Source organism: Parabacteroides sp. ASF519, from assembly GCF_000364265.2.
GTDB classification, from domain to species: domain Bacteria; phylum Bacteroidota; class Bacteroidia; order Bacteroidales; family Tannerellaceae; genus Parabacteroides; species Parabacteroides goldsteinii.
Genome location: NZ_AQFV02000006.1, coordinates 1,550,979 through 1,571,879, shown reverse-complemented (window position 1 = coordinate 1,571,879; position 20,901 = coordinate 1,550,979). Strand labels below are relative to the sequence as shown.

General features: G+C 42.9%; 11 protein-coding genes and 1 pseudogene. All 12 read right to left on the bottom strand.

Annotated elements, in window-relative coordinates; genetic code table 11:
• Positions 1 to 51 precede the first annotated feature (51 nt).
• Positions 52 to 828, bottom strand: a complete 777-nt coding sequence (locus tag C825_RS06160) for a DUF4469 domain-containing protein (protein WP_010801846.1) — start codon at positions 826 to 828, stop codon at positions 52 to 54.
• 79 nt (positions 829 to 907) lie between these two features.
• Positions 908 to 2,596 (bottom strand): hypothetical protein, encoded by a 1,689-nt coding sequence (locus C825_RS06155; protein WP_010801845.1) that lies wholly within the window; start codon positions 2,594 to 2,596, stop codon positions 908 to 910.
• Positions 2,597 to 2,696: 100 nt separating this feature from the next.
• A pseudogene (locus C825_RS06150) lies at positions 2,697 to 4,657 on the bottom strand (RagB/SusD family nutrient uptake outer membrane protein).
• A gap of 12 nt (positions 4,658 to 4,669) precedes the next feature.
• Positions 4,670 to 8,122 (bottom strand): TonB-dependent receptor, encoded by a 3,453-nt coding sequence (locus tag C825_RS06145; RefSeq protein ID WP_010801842.1) that lies wholly within the window; start codon positions 8,120 to 8,122, stop codon positions 4,670 to 4,672.
• Between the two features lie 111 nt (positions 8,123 to 8,233).
• Positions 8,234 to 9,172: a FecR family protein gene (locus tag C825_RS06140; protein ID WP_228100152.1), complete on the bottom strand. Its 939-nt coding sequence runs from the start codon at positions 9,170 to 9,172 to the stop codon at positions 8,234 to 8,236.
• 125 nt (positions 9,173 to 9,297) lie between these two features.
• Entirely contained in the window at positions 9,298 to 9,531 is a 234-nt protein-coding gene (locus C825_RS06135) for a sigma-70 family RNA polymerase sigma factor (RefSeq protein ID WP_010801840.1), read from the bottom strand.
• A gap of 12 nt (positions 9,532 to 9,543) precedes the next feature.
• On the bottom strand, positions 9,544 to 9,873 hold the full coding sequence (locus C825_RS06130) for a sigma factor (RefSeq protein ID WP_010801839.1): 330 nt from the start codon (positions 9,871 to 9,873) through the stop codon (positions 9,544 to 9,546).
• Positions 9,874 to 10,224: 351 nt separating this feature from the next.
• Entirely contained in the window at positions 10,225 to 11,646 is a 1,422-nt protein-coding gene (locus C825_RS06125) for an FAD-dependent oxidoreductase (protein ID WP_010801838.1), read from the bottom strand.
• A gap of 33 nt (positions 11,647 to 11,679) precedes the next feature.
• Positions 11,680 to 14,370, bottom strand: coding sequence for a glycoside hydrolase domain-containing protein (locus C825_RS06120; protein WP_010801837.1), 2,691 nt, complete (start codon positions 14,368 to 14,370; stop codon positions 11,680 to 11,682).
• Positions 14,371 to 14,398: 28 nt separating this feature from the next.
• Positions 14,399 to 15,529: an acyltransferase family protein gene (locus C825_RS06115; RefSeq protein ID WP_010801836.1), complete on the bottom strand. Its 1,131-nt coding sequence runs from the start codon at positions 15,527 to 15,529 to the stop codon at positions 14,399 to 14,401.
• Positions 15,530 to 15,608: 79 nt separating this feature from the next.
• Positions 15,609 to 17,357 carry a RagB/SusD family nutrient uptake outer membrane protein gene (locus tag C825_RS06110; RefSeq protein WP_010801835.1) on the bottom strand — a complete coding sequence of 583 codons (1,749 nt, stop codon included), beginning with the start codon at positions 17,355 to 17,357 and terminating at the stop codon, positions 15,609 to 15,611.
• 34 nt (positions 17,358 to 17,391) lie between these two features.
• Entirely contained in the window at positions 17,392 to 20,772 is a 3,381-nt protein-coding gene (locus tag C825_RS06105; RefSeq protein WP_160257426.1) for a TonB-dependent receptor, read from the bottom strand.
• Between the last annotated feature and the right edge of the window lie 129 nt (positions 20,773 to 20,901).

Below are 20,901 nucleotides of genomic sequence, written 5' to 3'. Positions count from 1 at the left end.
TTACTACTTCCGTGTCTGCTACATTACTTATTCCATGAGATGGAAGAAGCTTTATTCGATCTCCGGACGGTCACCGCCTCCACTACCTGCATTTCCTACTTTTAATATAGTATTAAACTGATATGACCGGGGTTCTTTAGTCAGAATGGTGCTATTACCGCTAGCTTGTGTTGTTACTGTAATAAACCATGTACCTTCAGTTACTTCCGGAGGAAGTACAAATTGAAGTTTGGTAGAAGTATTCGGATATACCTTAGCCGGAGTAATAAATACTGTCTTGGATGAATCGTCAGCATTAGTAAATAAGATACCGACCGATTCTGCGTCGCCCTTCAAAGCGAGCCGCATACCTTGTATAAGAACCATTGAACCAGGATTCAGATGGGAAGCGACCATCTCTGTCGGATCCATTACAGCTTGAATGATAGGACCGACTGCACCGGTTTGTTCATACGCAAAGATAGAAGTGCCTTCGATAGCCTTTTTAGCACCTTCACCCTGAGTTAGATTAACCAATACTTTAAGCCGGTTGGCAGCGATAGGATGGCCTAGGTCCTCAGCGTAAACTACGCCTTGGAGGCCGATGGAGCTTTTAAAGAAACTGGTTACAATATTATAACCTTCAGCCGATGCTACAGAGCATTCTTCTAAGAATGTCTCAACAAAGCTTTTACCATCAACATTCTTGGTAGCAATTTCACGTTTTCTTAAACGTTCAATAATGCCATCGGGTCCTAGAGTGGCTAAAATCTGCGGAATGAGATAATAGTCAGTAGAATCATCTTTTGTAAGGTTGTTAACATGCGCGATCGCTTTAATTTGTGTCATGGTTTTAAAGTTTAATATAAATACTAAGGAAGATAATTCACTGTTAGTAGTTACAAATATATTACTTTTAATTTAACTTTTATAATTCTTTGCCTTTATTATTATTTTTATTACAGATATCTTGCCGGATAGAAACAAATACAATATCATCCATTCTTATTCCATCTATAGGTATCGACCGGGATATGCCAGCTTTCAATGAGAGTGAATTGCTTTTTATGCATTCGCCATTCTTATAAACATCCACTTTATAATGCCCCTTCTTCTGCGCCTTGCAATTCAACTTCAAGGATTGAAGGCGAGCTATCCGGCTACTATCCGTCATCTCTTTTGCTTCCGGGAAATAGATCAAGATCAATGTCTCCTGCCCATTTTTATTCAGATGGCTTATCTGTACCCCCGGTTCATCTACCTGACAGGACACAGCACCCGGTCCGGGTAATCCCTCCCAGATGATATCTTCATTCAGAGATATATTCTTCAGCATCCGGATCAGTTCATTCCGTACATCCCCCAGTTCCGGCAATTCTTTACGAACTTCCCCGTAACAATAAACGCCGAATCCCTGTGCTGCCCTTTCCAGGGTATGCGCTATAAAATGACGGAACCAGACAGGTGAGTTGAAATGACCGATACCTATTTCAGAAGGGATCAATATGGGCAACTGATAGTTATATGAATTATTATACCTGTGATCTAACCCCAGAATAGCTTTATAGCCCCATCCTTTATAGAACATAGTACCTATCACATCCAGGTTTCCGTCGGCATAGGTAGAGGCGCTTGTTCCGGTCATAGCTACCCGTTCGGGATCTCCGGCTTCCGCTTGTGCTGCATCCAGGTTGAAGGATATTATTTTATACGGATCACCCTCATGATAAGCAGAAGTAAATTGTTGCCACCACCAATCCATTGCCTCTTTTTTAAACTGGGCATAATCTGTTTTATTGGTTTTATGCATCCATTCTTTATAAAGTTTAGCCGTTACCGGATTAAAATCGCTTTCATCCAAAAAGCTGAATCCTTCTTCATTTCCTAGCTGGACACCGATAACCGTTTCGTCAAACCTATAATGCCGGGCCAACTGATAAAGCATTCTTCTCACCCTGTAAAAGATTTCCTTATGACCATATACATGTAGCGGACGTACCCCATAATCTAAAATATCCTTGATATTCGAATACAACTTACCGTCCCGCTTCACCCACTGCATCGTATAGTTTGACGAGTCACGGTCATCCAGGTGAAACGTCCAGGCCGTTTCAGGTTTTAATGAAGGAACCCGCTCTTTCTGAGCATGCAGGAACAAGACCCATCCGACCTTCAAGCCCTGTCTTCCGGCCGCCGCAACCACCGAATCGGCAAAAGAATAATCAAACCGGTTGTCGGTCGGCTCTATATCTTCCCAATGCAACATGACATAGGCTGTGTTGGCTCCCATCTCCCGCATATCGGCAAATACCGAATCATAATCGGTATCTTTTTCATAACGGGTATCCCAATAACCGGTTTCAATCGCCTTCACATAGAAAGGTTCCCATTTCCCTTGTTCCTTTACCATATAAACGATTTTCCGATTAGGTAAACGAACCAATGCAGCCGCAGAAGGCACCGTATCCAGCATCCCGAGATCCACGATCTCGGCAGAGAGAGGTTTAGCGTGAGTCATAAAAGGTAACGGCTCACTCAACTGGGCAAATGACAAAGAAAGGGACATTCCAAACAAAGAGATGAAAATCAAGCAAGACTTCTTTAAATACGTATTCATGGCATGTAAGATTTAAAATGAAAAGCCAGCCTGGAAATCCGGCACAACAATTGTGTCTTCCAGGCTGGCTAAAGTACTATATTTTTTTCGGATTACGCGTTTAATAACCGATTGCTCCGGCATTTGCTTTTAAAGGCCATCCCGGATTCTGATATATCACGGAGGTTTCCCCGTTTTCCGGATCTGTTGCCGTAATGCGGAAATGCTGCATGGCGATCGGACTTAAATAATGGGCATCACACCAGTTGTATCCGTCATAGACCAGGTTCGATGTTTTAACGATCTGGTATGGACGCAGATATTCACTGTTCTTGGGGCTGGACACGTTAGCTGTTTTACCTTCGGTTCCCTCCGGAATCAAAGACGAGTTGCCCTGGCTATCCACATAGTTGTACTGCATCGGCCCCCACAACTTGAATCCTTCCACCTGATAATTCTTAATCTGATCCAGCGCTCTCCAACGTTTCAGGTCGTTCATACGGAAACCTTCTTCCATCAGTTCACAACGACGTTCACGACGGATATTGTATAACAGTTTGGATACCGGCTGGCCCCCGGAGTATACAGCCCAGTCTTTTTCCTTTGCCAGATCGGTGGTTGCTACTGTCATCTGGTAATCTGCCGGCAGACCGACACGTTCGCGAATCGCTTTCCAATAAGAATCGGCTTTACTGTCGATACTGCTTCCGCCATTTTTCATGCAAGAAGCCTCTATATAATTAAGATAGGCTTCTACCGCACGAAAGACAGGTGATCCCTCCACACAATAGTCACCGTCGCGATACCAGGTATGCGGCATCCCTTTGCGCAGGCAATAACCTGTTACGGCGCGCACTTCCTGTTTTGCCAGGATATCCGGATATCCGAACGTATCGACGTCGGACAGTTCGCTTAACAGCTCACCCGGTTCTTTCATGAACAGTTGCAGACGGAAATCACGGTTTGCCTTCACTTCGGCAATCGTATTATCGCTCACATAGTTGGAAGAGGCATAAATCGGAAGGCCGTCCTCACAAAGGAATGTTTCTACAAAATCTCTGGTAAAACCGGAATTACCTCCTCCACGCTGTAAATAATAGCCGGCGGAATGCTTCTCTTTATACTCCATATCATATGCCCGCCAAAGAAGTATTTCCTCATATCCTTCCATACTTTCTGCGGCAAACTGTGCATAATAGGGATTATCCATCTTCTTCCCGAAGTTATTTGCAGTCAAAGAAACATTATCAGCAACTTCGGCAGCAGCTTTCATCGCTTCGTCCAGAAAATAATTGATCTCATTATCGATGTTGATCGAATAATCCTTCAAATAAGCAGCGGAAGCACCCGGCCATCCGGGACCTCCCGGTACACGGTTCGTACCTTTATGATTGTTTCCCAGCTTGCCTCAAACAGGGCGGTTCTCGACTTCACCAATAAGGCGGCATTGCGTGTTATACGGTTTTTACCGCCAGCCGGATTGTTATTCAATAACATAATAGCCGAATCTAGGTCTGAAATAATAAAACGGGCCACTTCATTTCTCGGACGACGGTGGCTGGCTTCGGTCAAAGCCTCCTGTTCATCCGGCAATGTGTTACGTACAATCGGGAAATCTCCTAAGGTCTGAAGCTTACCCAAGTATTGCCAGGCGCGCATAAAATAGGCTTCTCCGATATAATGCTTAATATTGACATCAGTCCCTTTTATTTCTCCGTTCTGCCAGCGGGGCACTGCAATCTCCAGGAAATAATTCAGGTTCCTTATCTTATCGAAGTTCCACGGGTCATCGCCCCGGCTGGAGAATGATTCGTTTACCCGCCATTCGCCCGGCACCCAACGGTTATTGAAAGAACCTGTTACTTGATTATCGGTATTGTTGTCATCTTTCCATGTGCCCAGATTCCAACCGTCATGAGTCGCAAAACTATACTGTTTGATTGTATAAGCAGCCAGATCGCTCTCGCTCCAGAAGAAAGCTTCGGGCGTGACGTTATCCAAAGGTTCCCTATCCAGAAAATCATTACATGATGTGAAGGAAAATGCTCCTATCAGTATGGGTAAGATATATTTTAGTTTCATAATGTATTAATTTTAGAATGTTACACTTAATCCGGTCGAAACCGTTCTTGACAAAGGATATGATTTGGCAGACTCCGTTACCGCACCATTCCAGTTTCCGTATCCCGAGCCTAATGTTTCAGGATCAAAGCTATCCGGCAAGCCACTGATCGTAAACAGGTTCTCCACCGAAAGGAAGACTCTTAACTTTGACAGCCCCGCCTTATTCGTCAGGCTGGCAGGCAAGGTATAACCTATCTGCAGGTTCTTCAAACGCAGATAAGCCGCATTCTGAAGGTAACGGGTCTGTTTCTTCTGATTCTTTCCGCCATCCAATATCGGACGAGGAAAATAAGCATTCAGGTTCGCTCCCCAGTCGTCACCTTCAGAACGGAAGAAATCCAGATGGTCCGTGAAGCAAGTACTCTGCCACAATCCGCCACTGGCCCCCCAAAACATATTATCGCCTAACCAGTAATCCCGTTTTGCTACGCCCTGGAAAAACATACGGATATCAAATCCATTCCAGGAAGCATCCAGGTCGATACCGAATTTATAACGCGGACTGGAATTACCGATGATTTTCTTATCACCCGAATCGGTAATCGTATTACTGCCCTCATTCACTTCACCGTCGCCATTCAAGTCCTCATACATAATATCACCGGCTGCCCAGCTATTTCCGAATGATTGCTTATGGTTGGCAAGCCAGTCCTGCATTTCTTCATCCGTCTTTGCAATACCATGAGTTACATATCCCCATATTTCTCCGGAATACTGTCCTTCATACCAGGTGTTTAATGTTCCTGTCGGATTTGAATACCGGGTTACCCGCTGACGGTCGTCCGACAACAAGATATGTGCACCGTAATCGACTTTACCGATCCGGTCCCTCCATGCGATATCCAATTCAAAACCTTTCGATTCCATATCGGCATTATTCGTTTTAGGGACGGTGGCACCCAGGATAACAGGCAATTCAGGTGCCGGTCCTACCATATCCAGTGTTTTACGGTTGAAATAGTCAAAACTGAACGTAAGGCGGTTCTGCAAAGCGCCGACATCGATACCGATATTCCATGAACGCATTGTTTCCCACGATAATAATGTGGAGATCAGATCAGGAGCATTAGCGGTATTGGGTTTCATTCCATTCAGCAACCAATGACTGTTTGCATCGTTCGCTGCGAACTTGAGTAACTGGTAATAAGGATACAAATTGGTTGTATTCTGATTTCCCAATTCACCCCATGAGCCTCTAAACTTTAGATTGTTCACAACATCCGTATAAGGTTCCCAGAATGCTTCGCGTGCAATATTCCAACCGGCAGACACAGAAGGGAAAACATTCCATCTGTTATCGCGGGAGAAGCGGGACGTTCCGTCGTAACGGGCATTTACTTCCAGCAAATAACGTTCTTTATAATTGTAATTGATACGACCGAAGAAACCGGCTGTAGCCCAATGTGAATATCCGCCTTTCGTGATCTTGTCCGTTCCGGTGGAAGTATTCAGGGTAGGTAAATTGGATGTGATCATATCCGTTCTGGAAGCTCCCAGTTCCCGGTATTTATTCAGTTCCGCCTGGAAACCGACCATTACTTTAAAAGCGTGACCGCCATTAAGTTCCTTGAAATACTCCGTATAAACGTTCGGGTTGAAAAAGTTATTCTTGGTTGCCTGTTCCAATACGGAAGACTGTTCAGCCGGATTTGTCCACGGGTTGTTGTTCACGTCATATTTGGTTACCTGATTCACATCTTTATGTAGAAACTCCGTTGTAGTCCTGTAATTCAGTTCTCCAAAAATCTTCCAGTCCTTAATTGGCTCCAGGATAAGCTGGAACTGCTGGTACAGGTTGTCTTTCTGAGTCTTATAATCTCCACCCTGCAACAAACTTTCAGCCATGCTCATTCCATGTCCGTTAGGATCGAGGAACGGTTCCATAGGCCAGCGTTTTGCGATATTGTGATAGAAAACATTATCATCCACCGCAGAGGGTTTCTTATAATCATTCCGGATAAATTTCGAACTGTAATTGAAACTTAACCAATCTGTCGGCTTGGCATTGATTTTACCGGTAACGGTATAACGTTGCATCTTATCCGTATTAAATTTGAGCAGACCGCTCTGGTCCAGATAATTGGCAGATACATAGAATTGATATTTCTCACTTCCCCCATTGGCACTGACGGCATGTTCCTGTGAAAACGCGGCATTATTAAAATAGATATCGTACCAGTCGTTATTGGAATTTCCCTGCCAATCCCAACGGGTCGGGTTATTAGGATCCGGTACGGTTGTCGGAAGATACGTTCCTTCCTGATATGCTTTAATGCGTTCAAGCCATTCCGGCGTAAAACGTCCGGTTTCTCCCATATTTTCTGCGGCTCGGTTAAAATATTGGGCATAAGTATACGAATCTGCAATGTCGGGCGTATTGATTGCCGAAGACCAGCGAAAGCTGTTGTTATAGTTTACCGATATTTTTCCGGCACTCCCTTTCTTGGTGGTGATCAATATCACTCCAAAAGGCGCTCTTGACCCGTAGATTGAAGAAGCCGCAGCATCTTTCAAAACGGAAACACTCTCGATATCCTGGGGATTCAGCGCATTCATATCACCTTCCATCCCATCGATCAATACCAGTGGAGACGATTTCGAACCATCACCGATCGTACCACCACCACGGATATTCAGTTTCATATCATTATTCAGTTCTCCTCCGTTTCCGGAACCGGCATACGAGAAATTCAATCCCGGAACCAATCCCTGAAGCGCCTGACTGACATTCGCAACAGGTCTCGATTCCAAGGCTTTTGAAGCAACCGTAGAAACCGATCCTGTAAGATTCACTTTCTTCTGCGTACCGAAACCAACCACGACCACTTCACTCAAAGCCTGCGAATCTTCCTGCAAAACAACATTAATGGAAGTTTGATTACCTACTTTTTGCGTAATCGTCCTGGAACCGATAAAAGAATATTGTAGTATCGCATTCGGACCGCTTACCTCCAGGGAATAATTCCCGTTCATATCCGTAATCGTTCCGTTTGTCGTTCCCTGTTCAACGACATTCACTCCGGCTACCGGCTGGTTCGTCTCATCGGTAACGGTTCCTTTCACCACCTTCTTCTGCGAAGTTCCTGTCGGAGCATTCCGGTTTTCCTTTGAAATACGGATACTCTTCCCTACAATCTCTATCGAAACCGGCTGCCCTTCAAACACCTTGTAAAGGACCTCCCTGATCGGTTCATCCGTGACATCTACAGACGTTTTTTTCTGCATATTCAGATCTGAACTTTTTATCACATACGAATAGCCATTCTGTTTAGTGATCTGCTCCAATGCCTGTTCTATCGTGAGATTTGTTAACTTCATGGAAATCTTTTCAGCACCCTGTGCCGTCACTGTAGAAGAAACAAAGATCATCAACAGGAAAAACAGAAGAAGCGGTTTTTCATAAAAGGACTGTCTTGTTCTCATGTTAATTAATTTAATTGTTTATACAAAGTTTACATTCATGCATAGAAATATCCGTCAGCTGACCGTACGCTCCAGCTTACTACCTATATCTCTATCAAATAAATTGAGTTATTATCTTCTCTTTCTTATCTCAATCGTATCCTTATTATACGTTATAATCAACTTTTTATCATTGTTGATCGCATCCAGCATATCAGGCAACACTTCATGATTTACAAAGGATATATGGTATCTATATTTTTCAATATCGTCATCTTCTATTTTGATGCGGACATTAAATATACGTTCCAGTTCGGCAGCAATCTCTTTCAGTGAATTATCTGCAAAATGGTAATATCCGTCTTTCCAGGACAAATCATCCTGATAGAGCAATTTTTCTTTCCTGGTGGTCTTATTCTTTTTATTATAATGGACCTTTTCACCAGGTTCCATATAAATTCCGTCTTCTTCTCTAACAGAAGGTGTGGATAAACAAACCGAACCTTCATAAAGACGGACTTCCATGGTCGGATCTTCCGGATATGCTTTTACATTGAATACCGTCCCCTTGACATGCACCCCGCATCCGGCAGAATAAACGATAAATTCTTTTTCCTGTTGCCTGGTGACCTCAAAATAACCTTCTCCTTCCAGAGTGACATCCCGGTTGTTTTTATTAAAATGACTGGAATATCGCAATTGCGAACCGGCATTCAACCAAACAACTGTTCCATCGGGCAAGGTCAGTTTACTTTTTTCACCCAGCGGCGCTTCTACGATATAGAAAGATTCTTCATCCTGCATATCTTTCATATTCCACGCCATCCAAGCCGATCCCAACATCAGCAGGAACATGGCAGCGACAACCGCAATCCGCTTCACTGCAAAATATTTCCTATTCCCTTCCGCCAGATCGATACGGGCATTCAGTTTCGCATATTTCCTGCGTGTTTTCTCATCTGCTTTTACCTCTATCCCATCCCATATTTTATGAAGAGCCTTCTCTTTTTCCAGGCTGTCTTCAGTTTGAAGAAACCAGTGCTGGAAACGGAGTTGAACTTCCTTTGGCATATCGTTGCCAAAAAATTTCGTAATAATGGAATATATATAATTTGTTCTCATTATTAGTGGTGTTACATATATAAGACAGCCAAGTAGCTATGCACACGGAGTCTTATTGAAAAAAAAATATTTTTTTACACGAAAGTAATCACATACAAAACCAAAAGCTTCCTTAAATCACTCATTGCCTGCGAGATGTGAGATTCCACAGTACGTTTGCTAATATTCAACTGTTGTGCGATTTCATCATTGGATAAATGTTCGAACCGGCTCATCTTAAATATTTTCTTTCTTTGAGGCGGCATTTTCTCTATTGACATAACGATGAGCAGTTCCAGGTCTTCGGCATGTATTTTCTCCTCGATCAAATCCTCATAATCTTATTTGTTCTTCTCGATCTCGATATAGTTTTCTTTAACCAGCAAATGGGAATAATGATTGTATACGGCATTTTTCGCCATACGGAACAGGTAAGACTTAAACGAATCGAGCCGGGCAATCGTTTCACGATTACTCCATATCTTATAAAATATGTCTTGTGTTATATCCTCCGCTTCAAGATCGTTTTTAAGCAAGCCACGCAAAAAATACTCGACACGGGGAGCGTACGTCATATAAAGTACTTCAAAGGCTTTACGGCTGCCTCCTGCAAGTTCTTTCAAATATTTTTCTTCAATCTCTACATTCATTCCCATAATCACAGATCTCATACCTAAGGTACTTATTGTCTCCCGTCTCTCTAAATAAAGTTCTTTACAAACATAGGAATTTTTTTCCGGGTAAAATGTTAAGTTAAAGATTTTTCTTACTGAATCCCATCAAATATTCACCTAAACTTAAAAAAGAGGGTGTCAAAATTCACTATTCTGTCATCCCAGGCTTGATCCAGCAACGCATATCACACTGATAATCAGCAGTTATAGCAATATAACAAATCAAGTCTGCCATGACAAAACAAGATTTTGACAGTCCCTTCAATCAATTCATAAGTAAACAACTATATTTTACCGTTATATTTCTTTTATTCAACGATTTATATCACAATATTATTCGAACTCACGTTAAATAATAATCGATCCACCTTTTTTAAGTACATCTCGTACTTCTCCGGCTGGAACGTCTTTTATCTTTTTACCCTGTTTCCACGCCAAATACGAAGTGACTCCTGCCGCTTCTCCTACCTGATTCATATTTACCATCACTCTTATACCCGAATAAGCCACAACAGATGCATCTATCATTCTACCGGCAAGCATCACATTATCATATTTCTTAGGTATCAAAGAACGAAGAGGAACTTGATAGAAAGTAGGATTCACTTCTGTTTTCTCCCTCCATCTTCCTACCTGATCCGGAAAACCCGGCCTGCTATAAATTTCCGTACCATCCAAATGCCTAAAGGTCAATCCCGGCTTATCTTGATGATGAAGATCAAAGACATAACTGCCATTGGCTATGGCATCATCAAAACGCCGTCCATACAAAGCATCTTCATCACTTATTTGATAAAGGCATTCGACATGCCTTGTCTCCCGTACACCGATGTAAGAAGGCAAAGTCACCAAACGAGGGATATTCCCGTCATTTCCATATTTCCTCATCATATCCATAATGGCGCGAATTTGCCTCCGCCCTTCCATTTCCGCCTTTGTCAAATTTCCGGCGTCTGAACAGTCCGCTCCATACACCCGGGTTCCGGCAAACATGAAAACATGAGTATTCGGCAGATATACTCCCCAAGCCGTTCCGGAAGGTATATTGAATTCCTGACCATGTTCTTTCAACACGCTTTCATATACCCCAAGATCCAATCCTTCCAAATGTGCACAAACCGTCGGAGGCTGTAACAGGTCGAATGTATAGGTTTTCAATCCCAAACGATAGCACAAATCTCCATCACCGGTCGCATCTATAAAATATTTCGCATTTATTATCCCTCTTCCCGATTTTCCGTCGACTATCACACCTGTCAAATTTCCATCACCGTCCAAATACGGTTCGGAGAACAATGTATGAAAATGGGGATGAATACCCGACTCCAGCACCAACTCATCCAATTCTATTTTGAGTTCCTGTGAATTGAGCCTATATGCCGAACTCGGATTCGGATTCCGCTCTACCGCATCGCGTTCGTTCAAACGATCTATAACCTCCTGAGTCAAGCCGGCAATGATCCGTTGCTTCTTGCCAACATCATACAATGAATGCCAAACATTTACCAACGAATTAGTCGCCACCCCTCCAAAAGCATTTTGCTTTTCAACAACAGCAACCTTTGCCCCTAAACGCGCCGCTCTCACAGCAGCAAACACACCTGTGCAACTGCCTCCGAGCACACATATGTCCACGTCGTCGAATATCGGTAAATCAGACTCTGCCTTTACAACACCTCTCGTACAAGATGGCAAAAAGCCGGTCATGCCCATTCCTATACAACCTTTCCATATATTATTCAGAAACTTTCTCCTCGAATGTAAACTCATTTCTATATCTTATTTAGAATTAAAAAACTACAACTACTTTTCCAACAAGAGAATCAAACCTCCCCTACCCATAATCTCGCAAGGTTTCTGTAAAGATAAACTACCTTTCCATTGTACCTCCCGGATCTCGGGCAGCAGACAAGAAGAGGGTTTGAATCCGAGCAACTCTTCATCAAACGAAAGATGGGCAGTTTGAGGCAAATCCGTCCAATTTGCCAATACGACCAATGCCCTGTCATCTTTCACATAGGCTGTGGCAATTATACTTTCATTACCTGTTTTTACCGGACATCGTTCATCCCAATACCCTCTCAAGCAGGCGTCCTTCATCCCGAATTCATCCCAAAGTTTCCATAAAGAAACCGGATTTCCGCTCCACGGCAAACGCGGGAGCATCCCATATACCATCCCACGAAACACATTACGGGCATCCAAAGTCTCGCTCATCAATCCAAAAGGAATACCGGACATCTCCACCAACCAAAAATCAGGAGTATTATAGAATCCGAATCCTTCACCTATCCATGTACGATCCACATAAGGCAATAGCTCCAAATAAAGATGTAAAGAATTGGCATAACCAGCCCACCGGTTCATGTGATTCCATGAATGCATGTCGATCAATCGCCGTTTTCCATCCGCATCCATGATACGACGTGCACGCTGCATCGTCTGATGATCCAACGCACTATCATCTATGTAAATGCCATCCAGCCCCAAATTCTTGATCATCCAATTCAAACCTTCCAAATAATAATTGTTCCAACGGGAATCCGGAGTCGTTATAACCGAAATATCCATATCGCCAGCATATTTCCCTTCCTTGAATGCATTATACCAGGCCGGAATAAAATGAGTTTTAAGATTCTTATTCAGCCATTCATGAGGACCGCTTCGATGAATCAAAGTACGGGTTTCTGGTCCCGGACCGTCATGAATTACCTCCGTTCCCAAGCTACGCAAAGCCCACAATTCAGGAACCTTCACAGTCAGTTCACGAGTGGTATAATACAGCCGGACATCCAGTTCTTTCTGATGAGCTTTCTCAATAAACTGTCTCAAATCAGGTATGGCATCATCATAATAAGGATAATTGATAAACGGATATATGTCTTTTTTATGATGGACATTTACCATATTGGCTCCAGCCTGCAAAGCTGCCGGAATATATCCGGCACTGACATCGCTATTGGAATGATAAAAATGCTTTTCTGTCAGTTCTTTCAAATTAAGCGGTTTAACAGGAGTCACCAACATATTAAAATTGTAATGCAAAGTTTCCCCCTTCTGCATCAGGCGTTCGCCACTGTACGCATTCAACAAGACACACCCGTTTTCTTCCGGAATAATGTCAATACCACCTTTATTTGAATTACCCCAGGACTCCGGCAAATTTAATTTGCCTAAAGCATAATAAATATTGACCAATGGCCGGACATAATTTTCGTCCTTAAAGCAAAAGTTCAAACCTGCATTCACATTTCCCATCCATATCTTATCCTGATGATTATCCGTATTCCATCGCCAACGTATCAAAGAATCCGGTCTAAAACCACCTTTATGCCCCAATCCCATCATATACTTGGTGGCATAAGATGTATAAGGGACTTCCAAACGCATGTCTTTTACCTTCACATCATTTAAAGCCTTTACTTCTATCTTATAATTCACCAATCCGTCAAAACCAAAGCTCCCTGTACAAACCAGTTGAAAATTACTACTTCTACAATTGACTGTCCAACTGGCGGAAGCCCGATTCCGCTCCGTAACCCGTATCGATCCGTTTTTCCAATTTTCTTCACCCTGTTGCGTTTCTATGACAAATGTCATTTCCTTAGCCAACAAAGCATTACTAATTGAGGCAGACAACTGGTTATCAGAATCATAATGCGTAGAAATCGTTCGGGGCAACCCGGCGTCCGATAAAGTCATTGTTCCTCCCAACCAGGAAATGGAATGCTTTTCCATCCTAACCGGAATATAAGGAGATGTCGGCTCAGACTGATTCCCTATGGAGGAATCCAACCAACGCAAACGCGACTTTCTCCAACCTTGAGCATCACCTTTGTCATCTACCATCCGGCCTTTTATTTGCAGTTCACAAGCGATCTTGACAGGCAGAGCATGGGCTGGTTGTATAAGAACAAATCCTTTATACACGCCTGACGCGTCTGTCGGTATATCACCACCCATCCATAATGCTTGTACTGCTCCTTTATTCACATCCACTCGCTTTTTAAACAATTTCCCATACGTGTCCGTTCCTCCCAGATTAAAACAGCGGAATGCAGAAGCGGGAATCTTATCTCCTTTTTCATTTTTCCAGTCGGAAAAAGAGACCGAAACATCAGAAAGTGTTTTATAAGGAGCAAATACCCCAACCTGCCAAGTATAGAACTCACCGGGAGAGCAATCTCCGCTCAATTTTGTCCGCAAGGCCGCCGGACGGTCAATCCAACGTTGAGGAATAGCATCCGTCATGCGAATGTCATGCATTCGGTCTTCCGTAAAACAGAAATAACCGGTAACCGGATTCTCTTGTATCAACATTTCCATCTCATCAGAAGAGGCCACTTGACGCATCTCGCAATATTCCTCATTCTCCACCGTCCCCTGCCTCTCCAGATCATCAAAAGCATTCGTCACTCCCTCCTGCCCCTGCATCAGTCTCGGAAGAAACAGAAATAACCAAGCAACCAGATTCCATTTAAAATGTCTAAACATAATTATGATAAAAGTCCAAAAACGTTTCCTATACTTTCAAAAATATATTATGCTTATAAAGCCCCCATAATATTCCATAAATGATCAGTGCCGTCGATAACTTCATCAAACAAGCATACCAATCCCCTATATATTGTCCCAGGCCATAAAAAAGAGACCCTCCTATACAACTGAAATCAACCACGTTGGCCAACATATAAGCCACAATCGAATTCATACCGTACACCTTCAGCCATGATAAATATTTCTTATGTCCCTTATAGTCAATCCAATAATAAAACAATCCCATCAAAAGGAAACAATAACCGCTACTGACCAAAACCATTGAACTCGTCCATATCTTTTTAATAACCGGCAATTGCAATCCCCACAGCCAACCTGAAACTACCATAACTGTACCGATTCCCAGCAGCCATTGCCATTTACGCTTTTGATCCATCTTGCCCTTTAATATTTGTCCGGCAAACACTCCCGTCAATACCGTCACTGCAAAATTAAGGCTACTCAATATCCAGGTATACCGGTAAACGTCAGAAAACACGACTTGCCCACTATCCATGACAGCTCCGTCACGAAAACGTCCCAAGACCATCCTATCTATCCATTCCGCCAAATTCGCCTCTTTCGTATAATCCCCTCCTCCATAACCATCAACGGATACGAACTGCATCACCAACCAATAAACAATCAACAGGCCGAATGCCGTCATGACCTGCACGGAGGGTCGCACATGAAGAAACAACAAAGCAGAAACCAAATAACCTGTCGCTATCGACTGCAACGTGTTCGAATACAGATAGATCCTATTCGGATCCAATCCTAACAAGTTTCCCTGACACATCATCCCGAAAATCCAAAGCAAAAATACACGCTTGATTATACGCCGATAAACCACCCACTTATCCGGAACATCTTTATAACGCGATAACGAAAACGGCATCGAAACACCTGCCATGAACATGAAAAGCGGCATAACCAAATCCCAAGGAGAAAACCCCTCCCACGCCACATGCGAAAAATTCCACAAGAAAGAATCATACCATGAAGTTGCAATAACCGGTCTCAACGAATGCAAGATTCCACACAAAGCCACAAGGCAAAACAAATCGAACCCCCGTAAAACATCAAGAGATTCCAAACGTTTATAATTCGTATCCATAAATTTATATACTAATAAATTGGTTATCATTGGACGGCAATGAAGAAATTGCCGTCCAAAAGATCATATATCCACAAGATTACATGTAATTCGGGTCCTGAGACAAAACACCTTGTTGAATATCAATCTGTGTCTGTGGCAAAGGCCAATACCTTCTATTCACCGAATAAGATACTCCCTGCATGAAATCGCGGAATTTCGAATCACGCGCAATAAAGTCGTTCAAAACTTCACTATCAATATTCCAACGTCTCAAATCAAAAAACCGATGTCCTTCCGTAGCAAATTCCAACTGGATCTCTGTTCTGACCGCTTTCCAAGCTTGTTCCTGAGAAGAAAAAGCAACATGACCTGCCGGATAAGGTTCCGTCTTATAATTAGCCGCCGGCTGCTCCCAATCAACAACCAACTCAGTGTCTTCCGCAAAATTAGTAGACAAGCAACGCCCCATTACCGGAGTACTCGTCTTTACCCGATTACGTATCATATTCACTAACTCGCGAGCCTTTTCCAAATCTCCATCGACTACAGCACATTCAGCTCTCCACAAAATCACATGAGAATAACGATATATTCTGTAATTTCGGTTATTGTTAAAGCCATTCCATAATTGTTGATCCTTTGTCGCTTCGAAATGCATATACTTTTTTGTCATATAAGGACCTGCGAACGACTGGGAACGGATCCAATCCGCTCCCGGATGGATACCCCATCCAAGAAAATCAACACCTCGGCGAGAAACCGTCCAGTCCAAACGCAAGTCAACAGCCTTGTCACTCGGAGTATAATCCTCTGTACTGGATATCCCCATATCGCTTTTCAAAGTCGGTCTATTTACTATATCCAAATAAGGTAAGCCTTCGGATGTAACCTGAAAAGCATCAACCAACGATTGGGAAGGTTGAAAAAAACCCCATCCTCCGGAAGCCGGACCTTTTTGATGCATACAAGGTCCCTGCATCCCCAACGTAATGGCACTCGAACCACTTGAAGAAGCTTGGAACTCAAAGATAGATTCTTCATTATTCTCCGTCCGTTCATCAAAGTTATCGAAGAAATTATCAACCAATCTAAACCGACCACTGTTAATAATCTGATCCAACAAAGTTTTCGCCTCCGCATACTCGCCTTGGAACAAATGAGCATGTGCCTTGGTCACCATCGCAGCATATTTGGTCGCACGCCCCGGTTCATTCGGAAACGATTCCGGCAGATTATCAATAGCAAACTGCAAATCTGTTTCGATCTCATCCCAGCCAGCATCTTTGTTGGGCGTATTTACCGGATCAAAATCAACCTCATATTGCGCTTTTATATATGGAATGTTCTTAAATACTTTATTTGCCTGAAAATGATACCACGCTCTTAAAAATCTTGCTTCACCTTCCACTTGTCTGGCACGTTCTTGTTTCAACGGATAACTACCACTTTGCGCACCATGAAGAAACTGTAATACCTGATTAGCGCGAGAAACTCCGTCATAACAAGAACGCCACCTTTCAGTTACACATTCGTTATCCGGCATCGTTGCGTATTGTTCGACTGCATTCATCGCCATATTGTCGCCCGGTTCGGAACCTTTATAGGCCTCATCCGAAGCACAACTACCAAAAACCCAGTCTGCACCTAACGCACCTCCAAAGCGATCAATCCCATCTAAGTCAGCATAAGCTCCGACTAATATAGCCTCTACTCCCTGTTCACTTTCCAAAGCAACCCCAGCAGTCGAAGCCGGAGGTTGTTTATCCAAAAAATCACTGCAAGAAGATGACAAAGCCATGCATCCCGTTAATAACCCTATTTTTATTGATACAACTATATTTTTCATAATTTATATCCAATTCTTTTAACAAATAAATCTACTAAAATCCTAAACTTACACCAAACAACACCTGTCTCGGAGTCGGCCATGAACCAGAATCGATACCTAAATTCTTCGCAGCGTCTATTCCGGTTCCTTTCATATTAATTTCCGGATCCAATCCCGAATACTTCGTCAACGTAAATACGTTAGAAACTTGAGCAAACACACGTAAATTAGTAATTCCGGGCTGTTTCAACAAACGAGCAAAATCATATCCCAACATCAAATTACGCAAACGTAAAAAAGAAGCGTCTTCGATAAACGCAGTAGAAGGAACTTGGCTTTCCGTATCATTCGACTCTGCTATCGGAAGTTTAGCCTTCGAGTTATCCGACAGATAAGGACTGCCCCATGAATTATACAGACGATCATAACCGCGTCCTCCACTGAACAAAGAATAGTCTGTAAAGCGTTTCAGGAAATTCACAGCCTTGTTTCCATAGCTTCCATAGAACTGCCCGCTCAAATCAAATCCCTTATACTCGATCGTAAAATTCAAACCACCGACAAATTTAGGATGAGGAGAACCGATATAGGTTCTGTCATATTCATTGATCACCCCGTCAGGAGTTCCGTCCGGCCCGCTAATATCCCGGTATTTATAATGTCCTGGCTTATTATAAGAGCCATTACTACCGAAAGCCGTAGGCCAAGCAGCCGCCTCTTCCGCCGTCTGGAAAATGCCATCTACTACATAACCGTAAAATTCCGGAAACGAAGTGCCTTTTTCAGCACGTGTATAAAACTGGTTTTCAAAACTGCCTCCGTTCAATGTTTCATCTTCTTCTCCCGACAGATCCACAATCTCGTTTTTATAATGAGAGATGCTGGCATTCAGACTATACCGCAACTCATTACCTAAAGCCGTTCCGTTGTAACCGATTTCAAAGTCGATACCTTTGTTCTTCATTTTTCCTACATTCACATAAGGAGCCGAAATGTCACCCATGACCATCGGTATCGCTTTCGGGAAAAGCATATCTTTCGTATTACGTTTCCAGATATCCAATCCGACAGACAGATGTTCGAACAAAGTCGCGTCAAAACCAAAGTTGGACGTATGTGTCGTTTCCCATTTCACATTCATGTTTCCAAATGTCGTCTGATAAAAACCAAACTGTCCTTCCGTATTATTAGCTCCGGTTATATCATAATAAGAGCCCCAGTTATTCATACCGAACTGAGAGAAACTATTATAGTTGCCGATTCGGTCATTACCCGTCACACCATATCCGCCACGGAGTTTCAGGGAAGTCAGCCAATTACGTGTCGACTTCATGAATTCTTCATTCGAAACGCGCCAACCCAAAGAAAATGCCGGGAATGTACCATATTTGTTATTTCCACCGAAACGGGAAGAACCGTCACGCCTGATCACACCTTCGAAAAGATATTTGTCATCATACGAATAATTCACCCGACCAAATACAGAGAACAAACTCCATTCGGAAATATTGCCATAGTTCGTTCTACCGGAAGAACCCGTATTCAGTTCGATATAAAGCGGATCCTTGAACATATAGTCGGAACGACCGGCTGTCACGAAAGTATAAATGTTGGCAATCGCTTCCGTACCGACCAAAATCGTGAAATCATGAGCATCGATCTGTTTCGAATAATCTGCCGTATTCGTCCAGTTCCACTGTTTCGTGTAAGATTCTTCACGAGTCAGTTGGTCTACAGAAGTTCTCTCTGCCCATCCGAGATCTACATAATCAATATTCTTATAATCTGTATACGAATAAACAAAACCGAAAAGAGATTTAAGATTCAATCCTGAAATCGGAGTAATCTTAACAAACGCATTTCCATTGGCAGCCATTGTCTTCCGCTTATCAAAACGGTCATTATACAACAATCCTACCGGATTCCTCGCATTGCCGGTATCACCTCCGACTCTTGTTCCTGCAAAATTACCACCGATATCATATACCGGAATAATCGGCTGCATACGATAAGCCTGTGAAATGATAGAACTCTGCGAATTGTCAACCATATTACCATACGTTTCCGAATAAGTCACACCCAGATTTTCACCGACCTGCAACCATTTCGTCACGTCTGAAACAATATTAGACTGTAAATTATAGCGATCCATTCCAGTCCATTTCAAAACACCTTCCTGTTTCAAATAACCGGACTGAAAAGCATAAATCGTATTTTCGCTACCTCCGCTTATATCGACCGACACGTCATGATACTGTGCCGTACGTTCGATCTCCTTCGCCCAATTCGTCCCCTGTTTGTTTGCTTTCGTGATCAAATAAGTATCTGTTCCATCTTGGTTGATCATCTTGTCATCATACAGACTTTCATCCACATTCACCCCTCTGTTCGGAAAAATATAGTCCGGAATGTCCGGTGTCGCTCCTGAACCATACAAAGGATGAGAATAATTGGCAATACCTCCATTCTTGGCCTGTAACCAAAGCATTTCACCATATTCTTGGGTATTCAACATTTTATAATGGTTGGTATTCTGCACAAAACCAGAACGCAAATTGACAGAGATGTGTGCCTTCTGATTTTTCTTACCACTTTTCGTCGTAACAAGAATAACACCATTAGCTGCTCTTGTTCCGTAAATAGCCTGTGAAGCGGCATCTTTCAATATTGTGATTGTCTCGATATTGTTCGGGTTAACCTTTCCGTCAGGCACACCATCCACAATCCAGAGAGGACGACTGTCATTAATCGTACCGATACCACGAATCAAGATGGTAGGTTCCGCACCCGGCGTATTCGACTGTAGCGTGGTCACACCGGCTACATTTTTAAGAGCCTCACCGGCATTCGTAATCGCCAATTTCTGGATTTCACCAGCCTTTACTGTAGAAACGGCCCCCGTTATCTCGCCGGCTTTACGAGTACCATAACCGACAACAACCACTTCGTTCAGCGCCTGGCTGTCTTCCGACATTACAACATTCAGTACATTGCCAGTCACAACATGCGTTTGCGATTCAAATCCGATATAAGAAATGACAACAGATGCATTCGGTTGAACTACCAAAGAGAAATGCCCGTCTTGATCCGTTATCGTTCCGTTTCTCGTACCTTTCTCCACCACATTCGCCCCGATGATCGGTTCACCGTTTGAATCGAGTATTGTCCCATTGATTTTTCTTGTTTGTTTCCGGATTTCAGCCTCCGTTTTTCCAGTTTTGGTTAGCACGATGTGCGTACCTTCCATTTCAAAATCAATATCCGAATTTTTCAGAATGCTTTTAAGAACTGCCGATACCGGCTCATTTTTAACTTTGACAGAAACCTTACGATTCACATCGACCTGATTATTATAAATAAACAGATAATCTGTCTGACTTTCTATTTCAGTCAATATTTCCTCCAGCTGGGCATTACGTTTACTAATACTCACCCGGGCATTTTGTGAATGCGTATTTTCTGCGAAAGAGCAGAACACACATACTAAGAGTAGGAACGTGGTGATTCGCATAATTCTAAAGATTTGTTTAAGTTTCGGGCTTTTAGGATAATACCTACCCGA

Excerpts from the sequence above, each read along its gene's own strand:
- C825_RS06155 (WP_010801845.1), bottom strand. The coding sequence starts at position 2,596 with ATGAATACGTATTTAAAGAAGTCTTGCTTGATTTTCATCTCTTTGTTT.
- C825_RS06125 (WP_010801838.1), bottom strand. The coding sequence starts at position 11,646 with ATGAGTTTACATTCGAGGAGAAAGTTTCTGAATAATATATGGAAAGGT.
- C825_RS06115 (WP_010801836.1), bottom strand. The coding sequence starts at position 15,529 with ATGGATACGAATTATAAACGTTTGGAATCTCTTGATGTTTTACGGGGG.
- C825_RS06110 (WP_010801835.1), bottom strand. The coding sequence starts at position 17,357 with ATGAAAAATATAGTTGTATCAATAAAAATAGGGTTATTAACGGGATGC.
- C825_RS06120 (WP_010801837.1), bottom strand. The coding sequence starts at position 14,370 with ATGTTTAGACATTTTAAATGGAATCTGGTTGCTTGGTTATTTCTGTTT.
- C825_RS06145 (WP_010801842.1), bottom strand. The coding sequence starts at position 8,122 with ATGAGAACAAGACAGTCCTTTTATGAAAAACCGCTTCTTCTGTTTTTC.
- C825_RS06130 (WP_010801839.1), bottom strand. The coding sequence starts at position 9,873 with ATGAGATCTGTGATTATGGGAATGAATGTAGAGATTGAAGAAAAATAT.
- C825_RS06140 (WP_228100152.1), bottom strand. The coding sequence starts at position 9,172 with ATGCCAAAGGAAGTTCAACTCCGTTTCCAGCACTGGTTTCTTCAAACT.
- C825_RS06160 (WP_010801846.1), bottom strand. The coding sequence starts at position 828 with ATGACACAAATTAAAGCGATCGCGCATGTTAACAACCTTACAAAAGAT.